At 68.6% G+C, this 15,524-nt stretch carries 16 protein-coding genes; 12 read left to right on the top strand and 4 right to left on the bottom strand.

Annotated elements, in window-relative coordinates:
* Positions 1 to 54: 54 nt before the first annotated feature.
* Positions 55 to 705: a response regulator gene (locus ACFP2T_RS47680; protein ID WP_377434668.1), complete on the bottom strand. Its 651-nt coding sequence runs from the start codon at positions 703 to 705 to the stop codon at positions 55 to 57.
* Entirely contained in the window at positions 698 to 2,737 is a 2,040-nt protein-coding gene (locus tag ACFP2T_RS47685) for a sensor histidine kinase (protein ID WP_377434670.1), read from the bottom strand. Before ACFP2T_RS47685 ends, ACFP2T_RS47680 begins: the two co-directional genes overlap by 8 nt.
* A gap of 262 nt (positions 2,738 to 2,999) precedes the next feature.
* On the opposite strand from ACFP2T_RS47685, the gene ACFP2T_RS47690 reads away from it, so the two are divergent.
* Both ACFP2T_RS47690 and ACFP2T_RS47695 read left to right on the top strand, forming a co-directional pair.
* The gene (locus ACFP2T_RS47690; protein ID WP_377434673.1) at positions 3,000 to 3,230 is read left to right on the top strand and encodes a hypothetical protein; all 231 of its coding nucleotides are present in this window, start codon (positions 3,000 to 3,002) and stop codon (positions 3,228 to 3,230) included.
* Positions 3,231 to 3,271: 41 nt separating this feature from the next.
* Positions 3,272 to 3,709 carry a hypothetical protein gene (locus ACFP2T_RS47695; RefSeq protein WP_377434676.1) on the top strand — a complete coding sequence of 146 codons (438 nt, stop codon included), beginning with the start codon at positions 3,272 to 3,274 and terminating at the stop codon, positions 3,707 to 3,709.
* A 41-nt stretch (positions 3,710 to 3,750) separates the two neighbouring features.
* Here the strand turns inward: ACFP2T_RS47695 and ACFP2T_RS47700 are convergent, their stop codons facing one another.
* Positions 3,751 to 5,292 (bottom strand): WD40 repeat domain-containing protein, encoded by a 1,542-nt coding sequence (locus ACFP2T_RS47700; protein ID WP_377434679.1) that lies wholly within the window; start codon positions 5,290 to 5,292, stop codon positions 3,751 to 3,753.
* Between the two features lie 219 nt (positions 5,293 to 5,511).
* Between ACFP2T_RS47700 and ACFP2T_RS47705 the strand changes: the two genes are divergently transcribed.
* From ACFP2T_RS47705 to ACFP2T_RS47735, 7 genes are all read left to right on the top strand, one after another.
* Positions 5,512 to 6,075, top strand: a complete 564-nt coding sequence (locus ACFP2T_RS47705) for an RICIN domain-containing protein (protein WP_377434681.1) — start codon at positions 5,512 to 5,514, stop codon at positions 6,073 to 6,075.
* A gap of 95 nt (positions 6,076 to 6,170) precedes the next feature.
* A complete protein-coding gene (locus ACFP2T_RS47710; RefSeq protein WP_377434683.1) occupies positions 6,171 to 7,097 on the top strand; it encodes a hypothetical protein in 927 nt (308 codons plus the stop codon).
* Positions 7,098 to 7,488: 391 nt separating this feature from the next.
* The gene (locus tag ACFP2T_RS47715) at positions 7,489 to 8,991 is read left to right on the top strand and encodes an endo-1,4-beta-xylanase (protein WP_377434686.1); all 1,503 of its coding nucleotides are present in this window, start codon (positions 7,489 to 7,491) and stop codon (positions 8,989 to 8,991) included.
* A gap of 131 nt (positions 8,992 to 9,122) precedes the next feature.
* Positions 9,123 to 9,716 carry a TetR/AcrR family transcriptional regulator gene (locus ACFP2T_RS47720; RefSeq protein ID WP_377434689.1) on the top strand — a complete coding sequence of 198 codons (594 nt, stop codon included), beginning with the start codon at positions 9,123 to 9,125 and terminating at the stop codon, positions 9,714 to 9,716.
* Positions 9,717 to 9,720: 4 nt separating this feature from the next.
* Entirely contained in the window at positions 9,721 to 10,731 is a 1,011-nt protein-coding gene (gene gap, locus ACFP2T_RS47725) for a type I glyceraldehyde-3-phosphate dehydrogenase (RefSeq protein ID WP_377434692.1), read from the top strand.
* Between the two features lie 415 nt (positions 10,732 to 11,146).
* Positions 11,147 to 11,431, top strand: coding sequence for a DUF302 domain-containing protein (locus ACFP2T_RS47730; RefSeq protein WP_377434707.1), 285 nt, complete (start codon positions 11,147 to 11,149; stop codon positions 11,429 to 11,431).
* 146 nt (positions 11,432 to 11,577) lie between these two features.
* Positions 11,578 to 12,552 carry an SLAC1 family transporter gene (locus ACFP2T_RS47735; RefSeq protein ID WP_377434693.1) on the top strand — a complete coding sequence of 325 codons (975 nt, stop codon included), beginning with the start codon at positions 11,578 to 11,580 and terminating at the stop codon, positions 12,550 to 12,552.
* A 21-nt stretch (positions 12,553 to 12,573) separates the two neighbouring features.
* Here ACFP2T_RS47735 and ACFP2T_RS47740 read toward each other — a convergent pair whose 3' ends face one another.
* Entirely contained in the window at positions 12,574 to 13,047 is a 474-nt protein-coding gene (locus tag ACFP2T_RS47740) for a hypothetical protein (RefSeq protein ID WP_377434696.1), read from the bottom strand.
* Positions 13,048 to 13,373: 326 nt separating this feature from the next.
* Here ACFP2T_RS47740 and ACFP2T_RS47745 point away from each other — a divergent pair, with 326 nt between their 5' ends.
* The 3 genes from ACFP2T_RS47745 to ACFP2T_RS47755 form a co-directional block, all read left to right on the top strand.
* The gene (locus ACFP2T_RS47745; RefSeq protein ID WP_377434699.1) at positions 13,374 to 14,771 is read left to right on the top strand and encodes an FAD-binding oxidoreductase; all 1,398 of its coding nucleotides are present in this window, start codon (positions 13,374 to 13,376) and stop codon (positions 14,769 to 14,771) included.
* Positions 14,772 to 14,838: 67 nt separating this feature from the next.
* Positions 14,839 to 15,138 carry a hypothetical protein gene (locus ACFP2T_RS47750; RefSeq protein WP_377434702.1) on the top strand — a complete coding sequence of 100 codons (300 nt, stop codon included), beginning with the start codon at positions 14,839 to 14,841 and terminating at the stop codon, positions 15,136 to 15,138.
* A 107-nt stretch (positions 15,139 to 15,245) separates the two neighbouring features.
* Positions 15,246 to 15,524: hypothetical protein (locus ACFP2T_RS47755; RefSeq protein ID WP_377434705.1), on the top strand; the 279-nt coding region annotated here is incomplete at its 3' end.

Genomic DNA, 15,524 nt, shown 5'->3' on the forward strand with positions numbered 1-15,524 from the left:
CGACCGAAGCATGTCATGAGCAGGACTGCCGATGCATGATCGACAGGACACGCCCTAGGCCAGGCCAGCTCGGCGGGCCACGTCGATTGCCTCGGCGCGGTCGGCGACTTGGAGCTTGGTGAGGATGTGGGAAACGTTGTTGCGGATTGTCTTGGATGCCAGGCATAGTCGCCTGGCGATCTGAGAGTTGGTTAGGCCCTTGGCTATGAGTACAAGGATTTCGTGTTCGCGTGCGGTGAGCTGAGGGAACACCGGCGGTGGCGGAGCGGCCGCCTGATGGGTGAAGAGGTTTGTCACCTGACGGGCCATGGCGGGCCCGAAGATGGCCTCGCCGTTGGCCGCCGCCATGATCGCGCGGCTGATTTCCTCCGGGCCCGCGTCCTTGAGGAGGTAGCCGGTCGCGCCGGCGCGGAGCGCGGCGAGCAGTGTCGCGTTGTCGGCCGACATGGTGAGCATGAGCACCGCCAGGTTGGGGGTGGTGGCGAGGATTCGCTGGGTGGCCTCGACACCGTTGAGTCCTGGCATTGCAACGTCCATGAGGATCACGTCGGGCGCGAGTTCGGTGGTGGCCCGCTCTGCGGCTGTGCCGTCAGCGGCGGTGCCGACCACCTCGACACCGGGGATTGCGGAGAGGAGGACGGCCAGTCCCTCACGGAAGACGGGGTGGTCGTCGGCGATCAGCACCCGCACGGGTTTGTCAGGCATGTACGGGGTCTTCCGCTGGCTGGGCGTCGTACGGGAGCAGCGACCGGACCTGCGTGCCACCGCCTGGCGCCTTTGCCACGTCGCAGAAGCCACCGAGTTCGGCGGCGCGTTCGCGCATGGACAGCAGGCCCACGCCGGTTGTTGGCGAGTCCGGAATCCCCCGGCCGTCGTCGCGGACGACCACTTCCAGTGTGTGCACCTTTGCGGTCGGGTCGGCGGGGTCGGGGCCGGCGTGGATGGAGATGTGACACCGGCGCGCGGCCGCGTGCCGCGAGACGTTGGTCAGGGCCTCCACGAGGATGCGGTACGCGGCCACCTCGCAGGCTGCGGGTAGGCGCGGAGCGGAATCCGGGACGTCCACGGTGACCAGTACGTCGGCATAGCAAAGGGTGTCGAGTTGCGGGGTCAACGCGCCGACGAGCCCCAACTCGTCCAGGGCAGGTGGACGCATGTTGTACACGAGGCGCCGCACATCCTCCATGAGGGTGCTCAGGGCGTCGACCGAGGCGCCCAACAGACGGTCGGCCTCCACGGACTGACCGGCAACGCTCCGCGCGGCTTTGACGTGCATTGCCGCTGCCGCGATCGTGGGGCCGAGACCGTCGTGTAGGTCGCGTCGGAGTCGACGACGTTCCTCCTCGCGCGCCGTGACGAGCTGCACCCGGGTGCGTCGCAGCGACGCCGCCTCGTCGGTGGCCTGGGCCGCCGCGGCGGCCTGACGCACCAGGTCGCCGAGGAGTGCCTGGTCGCCCGCGCTCAGCCTCCCGCCACGCCGGGTGCCGAGGATCAACCGACCGATCCGTCTGCCCCGATACGCCACCGGGAGGTCGACCTGGTGGGCGGTCGGTTGGCCATGGGCCACCGAGATCCGTTCGCCGGTGCCTCGTTCCACCACGACGAGAACGTATGACAGGCGCAGCTCGCGTGCCACCGTGTGCGCCAGGTTGCGCAGTTGCTCCTCCGGCGTGGCAGCCAGCTCCAATTGCCGGGCGAGGATTGCGATGGCCCGCTGCGCGTCCGGGCGGATGCCGAGCAGAAGACGCCGGGCCCAACGCCACAGCCAGTCTCGACAGGCGGTGTAGAGGATCGCTACCAGGGCCATGGCGAGCAGCGCCGCGTCCTGCCCGTCCAGGAGGCTTCCGGCAACCGCGATCACGATCAAGTCGGCCAGCAGAAACGTTCCGATCAGCGTCGCGTAGACCAGCGTGGTCGGCAGTAGCCGGTCGATGTCGTAGAGCCGGTGACGGGTCACCGCTATGGCGATCGCTGCGCAGTTCAGGGCGACGATCAGCGTGAGCGGGAGTTCACCCCAGATCCCAGTGAGCCGGAGTGTGAGCCCGACGATGAGGACCGAGACGATCGCGGCCCACATCAGCCAGCGGATCTGGGCGCGCTGCTCCGGGCCAGCACGCCGGTAGCGGTGCGCCATAACGGCCGCCGGCACGATCAGGCTACCGAACAACGTCACCCGTCCCACGGATACGACGGCTTGCCAGACTTCGTATGGCAACGGCAGGGTGAGCAGATCGATCGCGATCGCCTCGTGCTTCGGGGAACGTTCGCCGGCCAGCTCTACCACCGCCGCGAACGGCGCGAACATCAAGGCCGCCGGCGCGATCGACGTGATCGCGAGCCCCGCGACGGTGCCCCACCGCCATCGCGGGTCGGTCGGCAGCCGGCCGTCCGGAAATACGACGCCGACCAACGCCAGCAGCGGCAGCAGCCAGGCCCCGAACCTGGAGTAGTACCAGTCGGCCAGTCCGACCCCCGGCGCGTCCGGCGCGACCAGGGCGCCATAGGAGCTCCACTCCCCGGCGATCACATTGACCAGCCAGGTGACCCCGAAGGCGGTCAGCGCCCAGCCGACGGCATGGCGAGGGCGGGCGCGGATGAGCAGCGCGCCCAATACGACCGGGGGGAGCGAGGTCAGGAAGGCGACCGTTCCATAGGAATGGTAGATCGCCGGCAGATCCCGCTCTGCGGACGCGGTGACGGTATCCAGACCGACTGCCGTGGAGCCGACGATGATCACCAAAAGGAAGTATGCGATCACCAGACCGGTGTGGCGCCCGTCTGAGCTCGAGTCCGCGGGCAGGTCAGAACCCATGGAAAGCAGTCTTGCGCATTAGGTGTCCCGCTGTCGCCGGCCCGGGTGTCCCGGGTGGACGGGACAGAGCCGGGACGACCAAGAGGGCATCTCGACCCTGGTTGCCCGGGACTCGCCCCCGACACGCTGAGTCCAGGTTCGCCGTAACGCGCTACTCGCGTACGGCTCGGTCGATTGGAGAAGGACCATGTGGGAACTGCTCGGGATGCTGATCGAAGGCGCCATCGACCTAGCCGGCGACCTGTTCGAGGAGGGAGGGGAAGTGGCCGCGGCGCCCGTGCCGGCCGAACCAGCAGCCCAACTCACGCCGCTGGGGGATGGACTCTACGCCAGCGGCAGCATGGTGGCGCCCATCGACGGGGGGATCAGCCCGGATCGGTTCGACCCCAAGCCGCCGTTCGGGGCGTTCGCTCCGTGAGTGAACGGGGATGGGCCGCGGCGGGCGTGATAGTAGCGGCAATGGCGCTGGGACTGGGAATCTTCGTCTACCGGTACCCGCCCGACCCGAACAGTCACACTGACCCGGACAGACGGGCTCCCTACATCGAAATGGTCGACGGCCTCTGCGCAGAAGCTATCCAGGCTGGCGAGGCGTTGGGCCCGGTGCCAGAGGACAGGCAGGCCGCCGGGCATTTCATGCTCGAGATCGCCAGGACCCTTGGCGTACTTCTTCAGAAGTGGACCGGCAATCCGTTCCCGGAGGAGGACGAAGATCTGCTCCGGCCGATAGTAGACAGTCTGGAGAGAATCGTGCGGGCCAACAACGAGTACGGTCCCATGCTGGCGCGGGGGCAAGAACCGGCGAGCACCGTATTCGAGACGATCCGCGCCGACCAGGCCGAATTTCGGCAGCGCTCGCGCGCATACGGCTTTCAAACCTGTGCTGCCATCTTCTAGTACAGCCCGAGTTCGTATTGCAACGCTGATGGCCGTTGAGGTCAGAGCAGCCAGGTCCAGATGGTGCCGTCCCAGTGACCGGAGACCACGAACGCTCTGCCTCCGATGTCGCCCATCGCGATTGACATGGCGCCCTTCTCGGGGCCGGTGAGTCCCTGGCCGTAGGGTTGCCCGGTCGCCAGGTCCCAGATACGGATCTGGCTGTCGTCGCTGCCGCTGATCGCCACAGTCCGGCCGTTGAGGACGCCCACGGCGGCGGACTTCACAGCGACCCGGAATCGGTTGAGCGTGCGGCCGCCGGGTTTGGGCGCGCTGAGATCCCAGCTACGAAACTCCCCGTCGTCGCTGCCGGAGACCGCTACGGTCCTGTCACCCATCGTGCCTACGGCCATCGCCCACACCGCTGCCTCGTGTTTGCCGAGCACCTGGACGGCGCGTTCGGCTTCCACGTCCCAGAGCCGGACGGCGCCGTCGGCGCCGCCGGAGACAGCAATCGTCGTGCCATGCAACGTGCTGGTGGCGACGCTGGTGATCTCAGTGTCGAGCCGCTCACCGAGCACCATGCCCGTTGTCGCGGGGAAGGCCGGGTGCCAGACGCGCACCGTGTGATCGTCGCTGCCGGACACTGCCACGGTCGCACCCCGCACCCTGCCGAGCGCGACGCCGTTGATACCGCCGCCGAGCCGGTCGCCTATCTGCGTGCTCGTGGGCGGATCGGCGGTGAGATCCCACACCCGCAGCGTGCCGTCGACACTGGCGGACACCGCGATAGGAGAGCTGAGCCCGACGGAGAAGACGGGTTTGGCATGGTGCTTGAGCGGGATGCCGCGAGCGGTTCGCATGAGCGGATCCCACAGTTGCACCGTGCCGTCCGCCCGGCCGACGACGACGACGGGCTCGCCATGCAGCGCGCCGAAGGCGACAGACCACACCGGGTTGTCAGGACTGATCGGAGGGCAGAGAAGACTGCCCGCCGGGTCGTAGCCGTCATGGCCGGCGATATCCGTGCTCGTACCCGCTCCCGACTCCGCCGGTCCCCCGACCTGACGGATCAGCAGCGGAGCCGCCACGCTGACCAGCGCCAACGGCGTCGCCAGGATGACCTGTCGCCGCGTGACCAGGGGCCTGCGGGGCGCCACCTCGGCCCCGACCGAGGCGGCTCCAGCTGTCGCTGGCACCAACGTCTGCGCGGGCTCGGCCGAAGGCGGCTCTACCCGGGGAGAGGATCGGGTCGGCGCAGGCGGGCGTGGATGACGGTCGGTGTGGTCGCGGAGTCTTCGGTATGCCTCGTCCCACGCTTGGCGGTCACCGAGCGCGGCCGGCAGCGGAAGTTCTTGCTCGGCCGCGATCCGCAGACAGGTGTCTACGAAGACTTCGAAGTTGGCCGGCTCCGGCCGAACGGGGCGGCTCTGGCTGACCATGTCGGCGATGGTGCTGCGTTTGAGCCGGATGCGTTCTTCGTCGCGGCGCCTTGGTGTCCGAGAACTCTCGATCTCCAGTCGCCGGATGGAAAGACCCGCCGATTCCCGCAGCGTCTGTAGTCGGCGGGCGAACTCCGCACGGGGATCGGCGGTCTCGTCCACTCGCCCTCCCCCGGCGCTTCGGACGCGGAGGTGTCCGATGCCGCCGGACACCTTAGACATCCGCCATCGTACACGTCTACCAGGGACTTCTCGGGATGCCGTGGGAAAGCGTCCGCTCTGCTTGCCGGACATGGCCGACGCACCGAATCGTCGATCCTGCACATTGCGCCGCGCCATGCGGCTCACGGCACCTGTCCGTTGTCGAAGGAGAAGCCTCACATGATCCATTGGATTCTGCCGCTGCGGGTCACGAGAATGGGACGGAGCCTGAGACGGCTCCTTGTCACGGCCATCAGCCTCCTTGTCGTCTCGGCGCCGGTCGTCGTTGCCACCAGCGCCCCCGCACAAGCCGCCTATCCGCCGATCGCGACCAAGTTCGAGCTACGCAGCGCGTACAACGGGAAGTGTTTGGAGATCCTGGGCTTGAACAACAACAACGGCGCCGGCGTCGGCGTCTGGGACTGCTGGGGTGGCGCCAATCAGTTCTGGTATTGGGACAGCGGCCTACAGGCGATCCGCAGCTACATGAATCACAAATGCCTCGAGATCCTGAGCTTCAACAACAGCAACGGCGCCCAGGTCGGCATGTGGGACTGCTGGGGCGGCGCCAATCAGCGGTGGAGCTACCCAGGGATCGACGGCACCACCGTGATCAGCAGCTACTACAACGGAAAGTTCCTCGACCTGCTCTACCACGACTGGCGGAACGGCGCCTGGGCGGGAATGTGGGACCCGACCTGGCAGAGCAACCAGTATTGGCAGGTTATGACCTATAACTGGTGACCCAGCCGCCGACCTGACGGTGCCGGGCGATCGGGCCGGCACCGTTCACCTCATGATCGAGACGACTCTGCGAGAGTTGCCGTACATTGCCGGCCATGACCGGCGATGTGCGAGCGCTGCTGGAACAGTTGCGGGCGGCCAGCCAGTACGAGCGCACCGACGTGCTGTGGATGTTCGGTCGGAACGATCCCGCGACGCGGGAGGCGCTGCTCGCGGTGCGCCGGCACGGCCCGGGCAGGCTGCGCGCCGGCGCGCTCCAAGCCCTCGCCCGCGTGGCCGGCGAACCCGGCCTCGACCCGGCCGACGTAGCCCTCGTCGAGCGCCTGGTCCGCGTCCGCCTGCACCAGGACGGCCCGAGCCTGCTCTCCGGTTGCTGGCTGCGGTGGTGGTCCGTGCGCAGCGACGACCAGGCCGCCGTCATGGCGTCGATCGGCCTGCACGACCCCCGCCCGGTGACCGTCCAGCTCGCCAACGCCGTCCTCGAAACGATCGAGCACTGCCGTGAAGGGCAACCACTGGTCTACGTCAGCCCGGCGAGCGATGGATGGACGACGATCACCGGGCCCTGGTGCGATGTGTTCTACGAACTGCCGGACCATCCCGGCCGCCCGGCCGAGGCCCGCGCCACCGTCGAGCGGTTGAGCGCCGAGTTCGGCGAGGCCCACGCGTTCTACAACGGCGAACGGGACGGCGGGTCAACGTGGCTGGTCGCCCGGGGCGGCGCGACGGTGCGCACCTTCGACCTCAATGACGCCGAGGGTTGCACCGGCGAGCCGCTGGCGTTCGAGCAGGAGTGGATGGACGCCAACGGGCTGCCGGGCCGGCCCGAGGACCACTTCGACGACATCGACCTGCCAGACCCGTTCTACGACTTCTTCCCAGCGCCCATCGTCGCCGCCGAGATCAGCGACATCCCTCGTTGGTCCGTACCGGTCGATCACCGGCTCGGCCTGCCGGTGATCGCCACACTGCCCGGGTTCAGCGGCGCCGCACCGTTCCCGCCGACCACGTACACGATCTGACCGCTCGACACGGAGATCGGTAGGCCGTGCGCGTTCCCGCTGGACGAGGCTCGCGCCGGGTAGGTCACCGCACCAGGAATGCCCCAGGAGTCTTTGCTTCCGGAAGATTTCCGGAAGGTGTTGACATCGTGGCGGATCCGTATCGATACTGACTCATCGATAGACGTCTACCCCTTGTGGCTCGGGTTGATCCCCAGACTCGCCACATGGTCGTCGACCATGACAAGCAACCAGGGCCAGCCGCAGGCCAGCCACACCGGCGAACAGCGCCGCGCCAACCGGGTTCAGCCTCGACGGCGCCGCCTGCCACTGAACATCCCGCCGCGTCCGGCACCTGCCGGCTCCGGCATGAACGTCAGTCACCTGATGCTGACCTGTAAGGAGATCCCTCGTGAGCAGCAACCCGAGCCAGCGTAAGAAACGTACGAGAATTGCTCTGGTGCCGGCGGCGGCGCTACTGCTGGTCGGCGGCACGGTGATCGTTCAGTCGACCACGCCGGCCGTCGCGGCCGAGACGACGCTGCGGGCCGCGGCCGCCAACGCTGGCCTGTTCTTCGGTGTCGCCGCCTCACCCGGCCGGCTCAGCTCGATCGTCAACCAGGAGTTCAACCAACTCACCCCAGAGAACGACATGAAGCCGTCGACGATCGCCACGTCCACCGGAGCCCTTCAGAACACCGGCAACGCGGACACGCTGGTGAACTACGCGCAGTCCAACAACATGGTGGTCCGCGGACACACCATGGTGTGGCACTCGCAGGCAGGCTCCCTGCAAGGCGCCAGCCAGGCGACACTGAACACCTTCATCGGCAACGCGCTGACCCGCTGGGGCAACAGGATCGCGTACTGGGACGTGGTCAACGAGGCGTTGGCCGACAACAACACCGGCGCACGCCGCACCCAGTGGCCGCACACCCTGAACCGGGACGCGAACGGTGACGGTGACTTCTTCGACGCGACCGACACCGACGTCATCCGGGACTCGTTCATCCGGGCCAAGCAGGTCGTGCAGCAGAACAGCCTGAGCACCAAACTCTGCATCAACGATTACGACATCGAGGGCCTGACGGTCCAGGGTGGCACCGCCAACCGCAAGGCCAACGCGATGTACGACATCGTCAGGACCTACCGGCAGTACATCGACTGCGTGGGCTTCCAGGCACACTTCAACGACAACCCGAACAGCATCATCACCAACGATCTACAGGCCAACATTCAGCGGTTCGCCGACCTGGGTGTCGAGGTGCACATCACCGAACTCGACATCGACGACGACCTGAGCAACAACGACATCGGCCAGGGCCAGGCGGACAACTACCGAAAGGTCGTCCGCGCCTGCCTGAACGTCGCCAGGTGCACCGGCATCACGGTCTGGGGCATCTCCGACAGCGAGTCCTGGCGCTCCTCCGAGCGCGGGCTGCTGTTCAGCGGCGGCAACGGCAGCTACCAGCGGAAGGCCGCGTACACCGCCGTGCTCGACGAGTTGAACAAGGGCCGCACCGTCTCGCCGTCCAGCCCGCCCGTCTCGCCGTCCAGCCCGCCGGTGTCGCCCTCGGTCCCCCCGGTGTCGCCGTCTGTGTCGCCCACCTCGCCGCAGCCGCCCGCCGGCTGCTCGGCGTCAGTGTCGCTGAACTCGTGGAACGGTGGATTCGTCGCCACGGTCCGGGTCACCGCCGGCTCCGCGCCGATCAACGGCTGGTCCGTCGGGCTGACCCTGCCCAGCGGCGCCACCGTGTCGAACTCGTGGAACAGCACTGCCACCGGCACAAGCGGCGCTGTGCGGTTCACCAACGTGAGCTACAACGGCCGGATCGCCGCCGGGCAATCCACCGAATTCGGGTTCCAGGGTACGGGGACCGCTACCGGGATCACCCCCACCTGCACCGCGTCCTGACCTGGCCCCGGTCCGGGACGGGCGTCGACTGCCCCGTCCCGGACCGGTCGAACTTGTACCGACGGCTGGCATTGATGGGCAACCGAGTGAGGCCACGATAAGCTGTACCTACCGGTATGTACACTGGTGCCATGGACTCGCGACAACTGCTGGTCGACACGATGAGCGAACTCATGTGGGAGCGCGGTTACGCCGACACCAGCCCGCGTCACGTGCGCGAACGGTGTGGTGTGGGCCAGGGCAGCATGTACCACCACTTCCCGACCAAACGGGATCTGGCGCTCGCCGCCCTTGAGCGCAACGTCGCCGACCTGTTGCCGGCCGCGTCTGAACTCGACGGTCCGGGCGACCCGATGGCTCGGATCGAGGCCTACCTGATGCGTCCCCGCGACGCCCTCAAGGGCTGCAAGGTCGGCCGGATGACCCAGGACCCACAGGTCCGCGAGGATCCGGTGCTGCTCGCCCCAGTCGCGCGCGCGTTCGCCCAGGTCCACGTCAGCTGGGTAAAGGTGCTGCGCGAGGCTATCGCCGCCCGCGAACTGCGGGACGATCTCGACCCCGAGCACCTCGCCCACACCCTGATGGCCGTCCTGCAAGGCGGCTACGTGCTCGCGATCGCACGGCAGGACCCGGGCCCGTTCGACGACGTCCGTGCCGGCGTCCTCGGCCTGCTCCGGGCGGCGGCACCATCCACGCCCAACCACAAGAACAGCAGGAGGAATTGACGCCATGACGGTACGCATCGGCATCAACGGGTTCGGGCGGATCGGGCGCAGCTATCTGCGCGCGGCCCTGGCGAACAACGCCGACGTCGAGGTGGTCGCGGTCAACGACCTCACCGACGCCCGCACGCTGGCCACCCTGCTCGAGTGGGACTCTGTTTCAGGCCACCTGGACGGCGTCGCCTTCGACGGCGACGCGATCGCCGTTCAGGGCACGCGCATAAGGGTCTTCGCGCAGTCCGACCCGGCCACCATCCCCTGGGGTGACGTCGGCGCCGACGTCGTCATCGAGTCCACCGGCCACTTCACGGACGGCGTCGCGGCGGCGGCCCACCTCAAGGGCGGCGCGAGGAAGGTCATCATCTCGGCGCCGGCCAAGGGAGACGTCCCCACGTTCGTTCTCGGGGTGAACGACGACAGGCTCGACCCGGACAGCCATGACGTCTTCTCCAACGGCTCGTGCACCACGAACTCGCTGGCGCCCTTGGCGAAGGTGCTCAACGACTCGTTCGGCATCGAGTCAGGGCTGATGACGACGGTGCACGCGTACACGGGCGACCAGCGTCTCCACGACGCGCCACACTCCGACCTGCGCCGGGCCCGCGCGGCAGCCGTGTCGACCATCCCGACGTCGTCGGGCGCGGCGAAGGCGATCGGCAAGGTCATCCCCGAGCTCGACGGACGTCTCACCGGCGCCGCGTTACGCGTTCCCGTCCCGGCGGGCTCGATCACCGACCTCACCGTGGTCCTCCGGCAGGGCGCCGATGTCGAGGACGTCAACGCGGCGTTCCGCGAGGCGGCCGGCTCCCAGCCGCTGCGGCACTACCTGCAGTATTCCGAGGCGCCGCTGGTCTCTGCGGACATCGTCGGCAACCCTTACTCGTCAATCTTCGACGCGCCGCTGACCGAGGCGGCCGGCAACCAGGTCAAGGTGTTCGGCTGGTACGACAACGAGTGGGGGTTCTCCAACCGCCTTGTCGAGTTCTCCGAGCGGATCGGAGCGACCGCGGTGGCCTGACGGCGAGGACCGCGACGGCGTCGGATCGGGCCCACAGAGATCTTCGTTCTCGACCACAGTGGGTTACCACGGGTATCCCTGCCTGCTCACGACACCCTCAGGCTATTGTGCTGAGTCTTGACTCGTTCGCGGTAGGCCGGCGAGGCTGGTCAGGATCTCGTCGGCGGTCTTGACCCAAGTAGCAGCCACCGCTTCACCACCGGGTCTTGTGCGTGGCGTAGCGGTCGTTTTACGGCAAACCTCTCCGGACCGGCCCCGGTTGTGGGCAGGATGAGATGGATTCGCCCAGCGACACGCTGATCGGGGGTCGGCCGTGAACGACGGATTGGTGACCAGGCGGAGCGCTCACGATGTCGGAGAGACGATCTCTGCGCTGCGGGCTGAGGCGGAACGCGTGGGCGCTGCGGTGGCGGCGGTGGTCGACCATGCGGCGGCCGCTCGCAAGGCTGGGCTGAGTATGCCCGACACACAGGTAATCATCTTCGGGAACCCGCAGGCGGGCACTCCGCTCATGCAGGCCCGTCCCGAGATCGCCATCGACCTGCCGATGCGGCTCATGGTGCGGGACGACGGCCAGCCCGGCGCGCTGGTCACCTGGCAGGACCCCGCGTACCTCGCCCGGCGGTACGGGCTGGGCGAGGATCAGCTTGCACCCCTGAACGCCCCGGCCAAGATCGCCTCTGCGGTCGACGGCCGCTGAGCACGGCCCGAATCGGCCGCCCACACATCTCCCACGGCCACCCCGGTGCCGCCCGTCGCGGAGACGGCGGCACCACGGACCGGGTCGTCGCCGCACGGCGGTGACCGTCGGCAGCGCGAACCCGAGGCCCGAGCAGGAGAGGTCCGATGGCCACCGTCCGCGTCCCGCCGAACTTCTTCAGCATCCCGTTCGGGCTGGCCGGCCTGGCGGGCACCTGGGTCGTCGCGGCGGGCGACGGCAACGCGCCGACCTGGGTCGGCGACGCCCTGCTCGTGCTCGCGGCGGTGGTCTGGCTGGCCACCACGGCGGGCTACGCGGCCTACACCTGGTCGGTCCGCCGCGCGCTCGTCGCTGACCTGCTCGACCCGGTGCTCGCCCCGTTCGCCTCGCTCGCCGTGATCACGCCGATGCTGCTCGCCGCGCAGGGCCTCACGCCGCGCCATCTCGGCGCCGCCCGGATCGTCATCGACGTGTTCCTCGTCCTCACCGTGCTGTTCGGGGGCTGGATAACCGGCCAATGGATCTACGGTCCGCTCGACCTCGACCGCATGCACCCCGGCTACTTCCTGCCGACCGTGGCCGGTGGATTCGTCGCGTCCGCCAGCGCCGCCGTCGTCGGGCAGCGCCTGCTCTCGGTACTCATGCTGGGACTCGGGCTCGTCTGCTGGCTCGTCATCGGCTCGCTGACGCTCTACCGGTTGTTCTTCCGGCCACCGCTGCCGGCAGCGCTGATTCCGACGCTGGCCATCGAGGTGGCGCCCGCCGCGCTGGCCGGCGTGGCGCTGTTCGCTCTCAACGGGGCGCGGATCGACTTCTTCGTCTCGCTGGTCTCCGGGTACGGGCTGTTGATGGTCCTCGCCCAGATCCGGCTCCTCCCCGCGTACCTGGGCCTGTCGTTCCTCCCCACGTTCTGGGCGTTCACGTTCCCGTTCGCGGCGGTGGCGACGACCACGTTGCACTGGATCGCCGGCACCCGGCCGTCCGGGCACCGGGTCTATGCGTACCTGGTGCTGGTCGCGATCACCGTGCTGATCGGCGGAATCGCCGCCCGGACGGTGATCGCCGCGGCCCGCGGACAACTGCTGCCAACGGCTCCGGCACCCGCTCGACCCGAGCGTTGAGCACCGGTGCGCCGGGCCCGGTCAGCCGCCCCGGTTCAGCCGCTCCAGCGTCGCGGCAGCGACCAGGCCATACGCGACGTACGGCAGGCCATCCTCGAACCAGCCCTCGGCGGCCCAGCGGCGCGGATCCGTCACCCCGAGCGCGGTCATCGACCCGTCGGCCACCAGCATGCCGCCGATCCCGATCAACCCCGCCGCCACCGGCAGCGGTGGCCGCCGCCGCCCGGCGAGCACGGCGAAGAGCGACACGGCCAACACTCCGTTGACAAACCCGAGCACGGGCCCAAACCCGGCACGCCGGTTCGCCGCCCGGTCTGCCGGCCCCAGGTTCACGTGGGCCAGATCCACCATCCGCTGCACCGCACGCTCGTGCGTGTCGCTCATCGGGCGAGCCCGGACGCCCACGTCGAGATTGCTGAACAGTTCGCGGGCGAGCGTAGCGGTGGCACCGGCCATGATCCCGTTCGTCAGGCTGGCCAGCCAGTTCCTTGCCATGAGATCACCTCGGCTTTGTCCGTTATCGCCCGCGTCCCACCGACCTCTGGCCGCGGTGTCCGGCATACCCACCCTGTGCCGCGTCATTTCTGCCGGACAGGCCCTTCCGCACGTCAACTCTCCCGCTTTGCTGGACAGGTTGATGTTCTCGACCCGCGCGACTTACCGTCAGCAGGGTTCTCGGAGTGGACGAATCGGCCTTCATGTTCGGCGTGGCCGGTTTCTCTGACGGATCGCGGTGGGGCCCAGCGCGCGCATGTGTCGGCGCCCGGCCAGTCGTCTCCACGCTCGCGTGTAGAAGGCGACGAGACCGGGAAGGCTGCCGAATGACATGCGTGATCGACCGGGACAATCTGGCCCGGCTGACCGCAGAGGTCGCCGGCCCGGTTCTGGTCCCCGGCGACGAGGGGTACCCAACGGAGACCGCCACCTGGAATACGGCCCTGGTGCAACGCCCTGCCGTCGCGGTCGGTGCCACGTCCGCCGCCGACGTGCAGGCCGCCGTCCGCTTCGCCGACGCGAACGGGCTGCCGGTCGCCACCGTCGCTACGGGGCACGGTGCGGTCGTGGCCGCGGACGGTGCGGTCATGATCAACCTGCGCCGGATCAATGGCGTCAGTGTCGATGCGGGGTCGCGTACGGCGACGATCGGCGCTGCCGTCAAAGCCCGGCAACTGATCGAGGCGGCGGCCGAGGTCGGACTGGCGCCCCTGGCCGGCTCGTCGCCCAACGTCGGCATGGTCGGCTACGTCCTCGGCGGCGGGCTCAGCCCGACCCTCGGCCGCACGTACGGCTTCGCGGCCGATCATGTGCACACCGCCGAGATCGTCTCCTCGGATGGCTCGCTTCGACGGATCGACACGGACCACGAACCGGACCTGTTCTGGGCGATCCGGGGTGGCCAGGGAAACTTCGGCGTGGTCACCTCGCTCACCATCGGCCTGGTGCCGGTGACGCACCTGTACGGCGGCGGGCTGTACTTTGCCGGCGAACACGTCAAGCAGGTGATCGACGCGTACCGCCGGCTGGTTGCCGCTGCACCGGAGGAGCTGACGGTCTCGTTCGCATTCCTGCGGCTGCCGCCGGTGCCGTCCGTGCCGGAACCGTTGCGCGACCGCTTCACCGTCCACGTGCGGATCGCCTACCTGGGTCCAGCCGCCAACGGTCAACCGCTCGTCGCGGACCTACGCGCCGCCGCGCCGGCCCTGATCGACACGGTGGCCGAGATGCCGTACACGGCGATCGCCGCCATCCACGCGGACCCGGTCGAGCCGGCTCCGACCTACGAGATGTCAGCCCTGCTCCGCGATTTTCCCGCAGAGGCCGCCCAGGCACTGATCGCCGCCGCCGGCCCCGGCGTCGACACCCCGGTAGGAACGATCGAGGTCCGCCAGCTCGGCGGCGCGCTTGGCCGCGAACCGCGCATGCCAAACGCCGTCGGCAACCGGGACGCCGCCTTCCAGCTTTCCGCCGCCGCATTCGGCGCACCCGGCAGGGCGGAGGAGTTCCGTGCGCCGTTGGCCGCGCTCGCCGACGCGATGGCCCGGTGGACAACGGGCGGCAAGCAGGCCAACTTCCTGACCGGCTACGACACCACGGTTGAGGCGGTGGCGCGGGCCTACGAACCGAACACCTACCACCGTCTGGTGGAGGTCAAGCGTGCCTTCGACCCGCGCAACATGTTCCGGGTCAACCACAACATCAGCCCGGGCCGGCACACATGACGGGCCCTGGAGACGGTGGCCGCCGGCGACGACACCGTCCCGCGTTCCGGGCCGCAGGCCAAAGGCGATGACGTGGCGCGGCAACCGGATCTGGCGCCGGGCCAAAGCCCTGCTGGACTCCGAGCGCGTCCGCCGCGCCGTGGGAGAGGTCGCCGTGCCCTACGGCTGCCGCGGTGAACCCAGCAACGTCGCCGCCGGCAGCGACGACTGCCCGGTCTGGTTCCGCTGTGTCGGCTACGCCCACTTCAGCACCGACGGCTTCTACCTTCCTGAGTTCGAGACCTACCTGGCCGATCTGCGACGCAACCGCGAACGACTGCCGGCTACGGTCGAGGTCGACCACTGGGCCAAGACCGAAGCGAGCTGAAGGCGCGGATGCCGACCCGAACAGTGAACCGGTCGGAGCCGTTGACCCGGAGAACGGCAACCGAGTGGCCGGGGGCTCCACAAGCATGAAACTGCTTTTATGGAGTAATGACGAAGGTTCGCAGATTCGCCGCCGGAATCCTCGTGGCCACGCTCGCCGCGACGATGTTCCACACTTCGTCCGCAGCCGCCGCAGGCGACCCGCACATCCTGCCGGTCGACCCGGCGGCGATCGACACTCCGGCCGAGATCCGCGAACAGTACGCCCCACCCAAGCCCGACGAGCACGGCCGATCGCCGGTGTCTCCGGAAGCGGCGGCCCGGTGCGGCCGTCCGGCCGCGGAGCCCGTTCCGAACGGCGAGCCGATCGTCGTGAGTATGCCGCCG

It is taken from the genome of Plantactinospora solaniradicis (assembly GCF_042658085.1).
Classification (GTDB): domain Bacteria; phylum Actinomycetota; class Actinomycetes; order Mycobacteriales; family Micromonosporaceae; genus Plantactinospora; species Plantactinospora solaniradicis.

Excerpts from the sequence above, each read along its gene's own strand:
- ACFP2T_RS47735 (WP_377434693.1), top strand. The coding sequence starts at position 11,578 with ATGGCCACCGTCCGCGTCCCGCCGAACTTCTTCAGCATCCCGTTCGGG.
- ACFP2T_RS47710 (WP_377434683.1), top strand. The coding sequence starts at position 6,171 with ATGACCGGCGATGTGCGAGCGCTGCTGGAACAGTTGCGGGCGGCCAGC.
- ACFP2T_RS47690 (WP_377434673.1), top strand. The coding sequence starts at position 3,000 with ATGTGGGAACTGCTCGGGATGCTGATCGAAGGCGCCATCGACCTAGCC.
- ACFP2T_RS47750 (WP_377434702.1), top strand. The coding sequence starts at position 14,839 with ATGACGTGGCGCGGCAACCGGATCTGGCGCCGGGCCAAAGCCCTGCTG.
- ACFP2T_RS47745 (WP_377434699.1), top strand. The coding sequence starts at position 13,374 with ATGACATGCGTGATCGACCGGGACAATCTGGCCCGGCTGACCGCAGAG.
- ACFP2T_RS47695 (WP_377434676.1), top strand. The coding sequence starts at position 3,272 with ATGGCGCTGGGACTGGGAATCTTCGTCTACCGGTACCCGCCCGACCCG.
- ACFP2T_RS47680 (WP_377434668.1), bottom strand. The coding sequence starts at position 705 with ATGCCTGACAAACCCGTGCGGGTGCTGATCGCCGACGACCACCCCGTC.
- ACFP2T_RS47740 (WP_377434696.1), bottom strand. The coding sequence starts at position 13,047 with ATGGCAAGGAACTGGCTGGCCAGCCTGACGAACGGGATCATGGCCGGT.
- gap (WP_377434692.1), top strand. The coding sequence starts at position 9,721 with ATGACGGTACGCATCGGCATCAACGGGTTCGGGCGGATCGGGCGCAGC.
- ACFP2T_RS47720 (WP_377434689.1), top strand. The coding sequence starts at position 9,123 with ATGGACTCGCGACAACTGCTGGTCGACACGATGAGCGAACTCATGTGG.
- ACFP2T_RS47705 (WP_377434681.1), top strand. The coding sequence starts at position 5,512 with ATGATCCATTGGATTCTGCCGCTGCGGGTCACGAGAATGGGACGGAGC.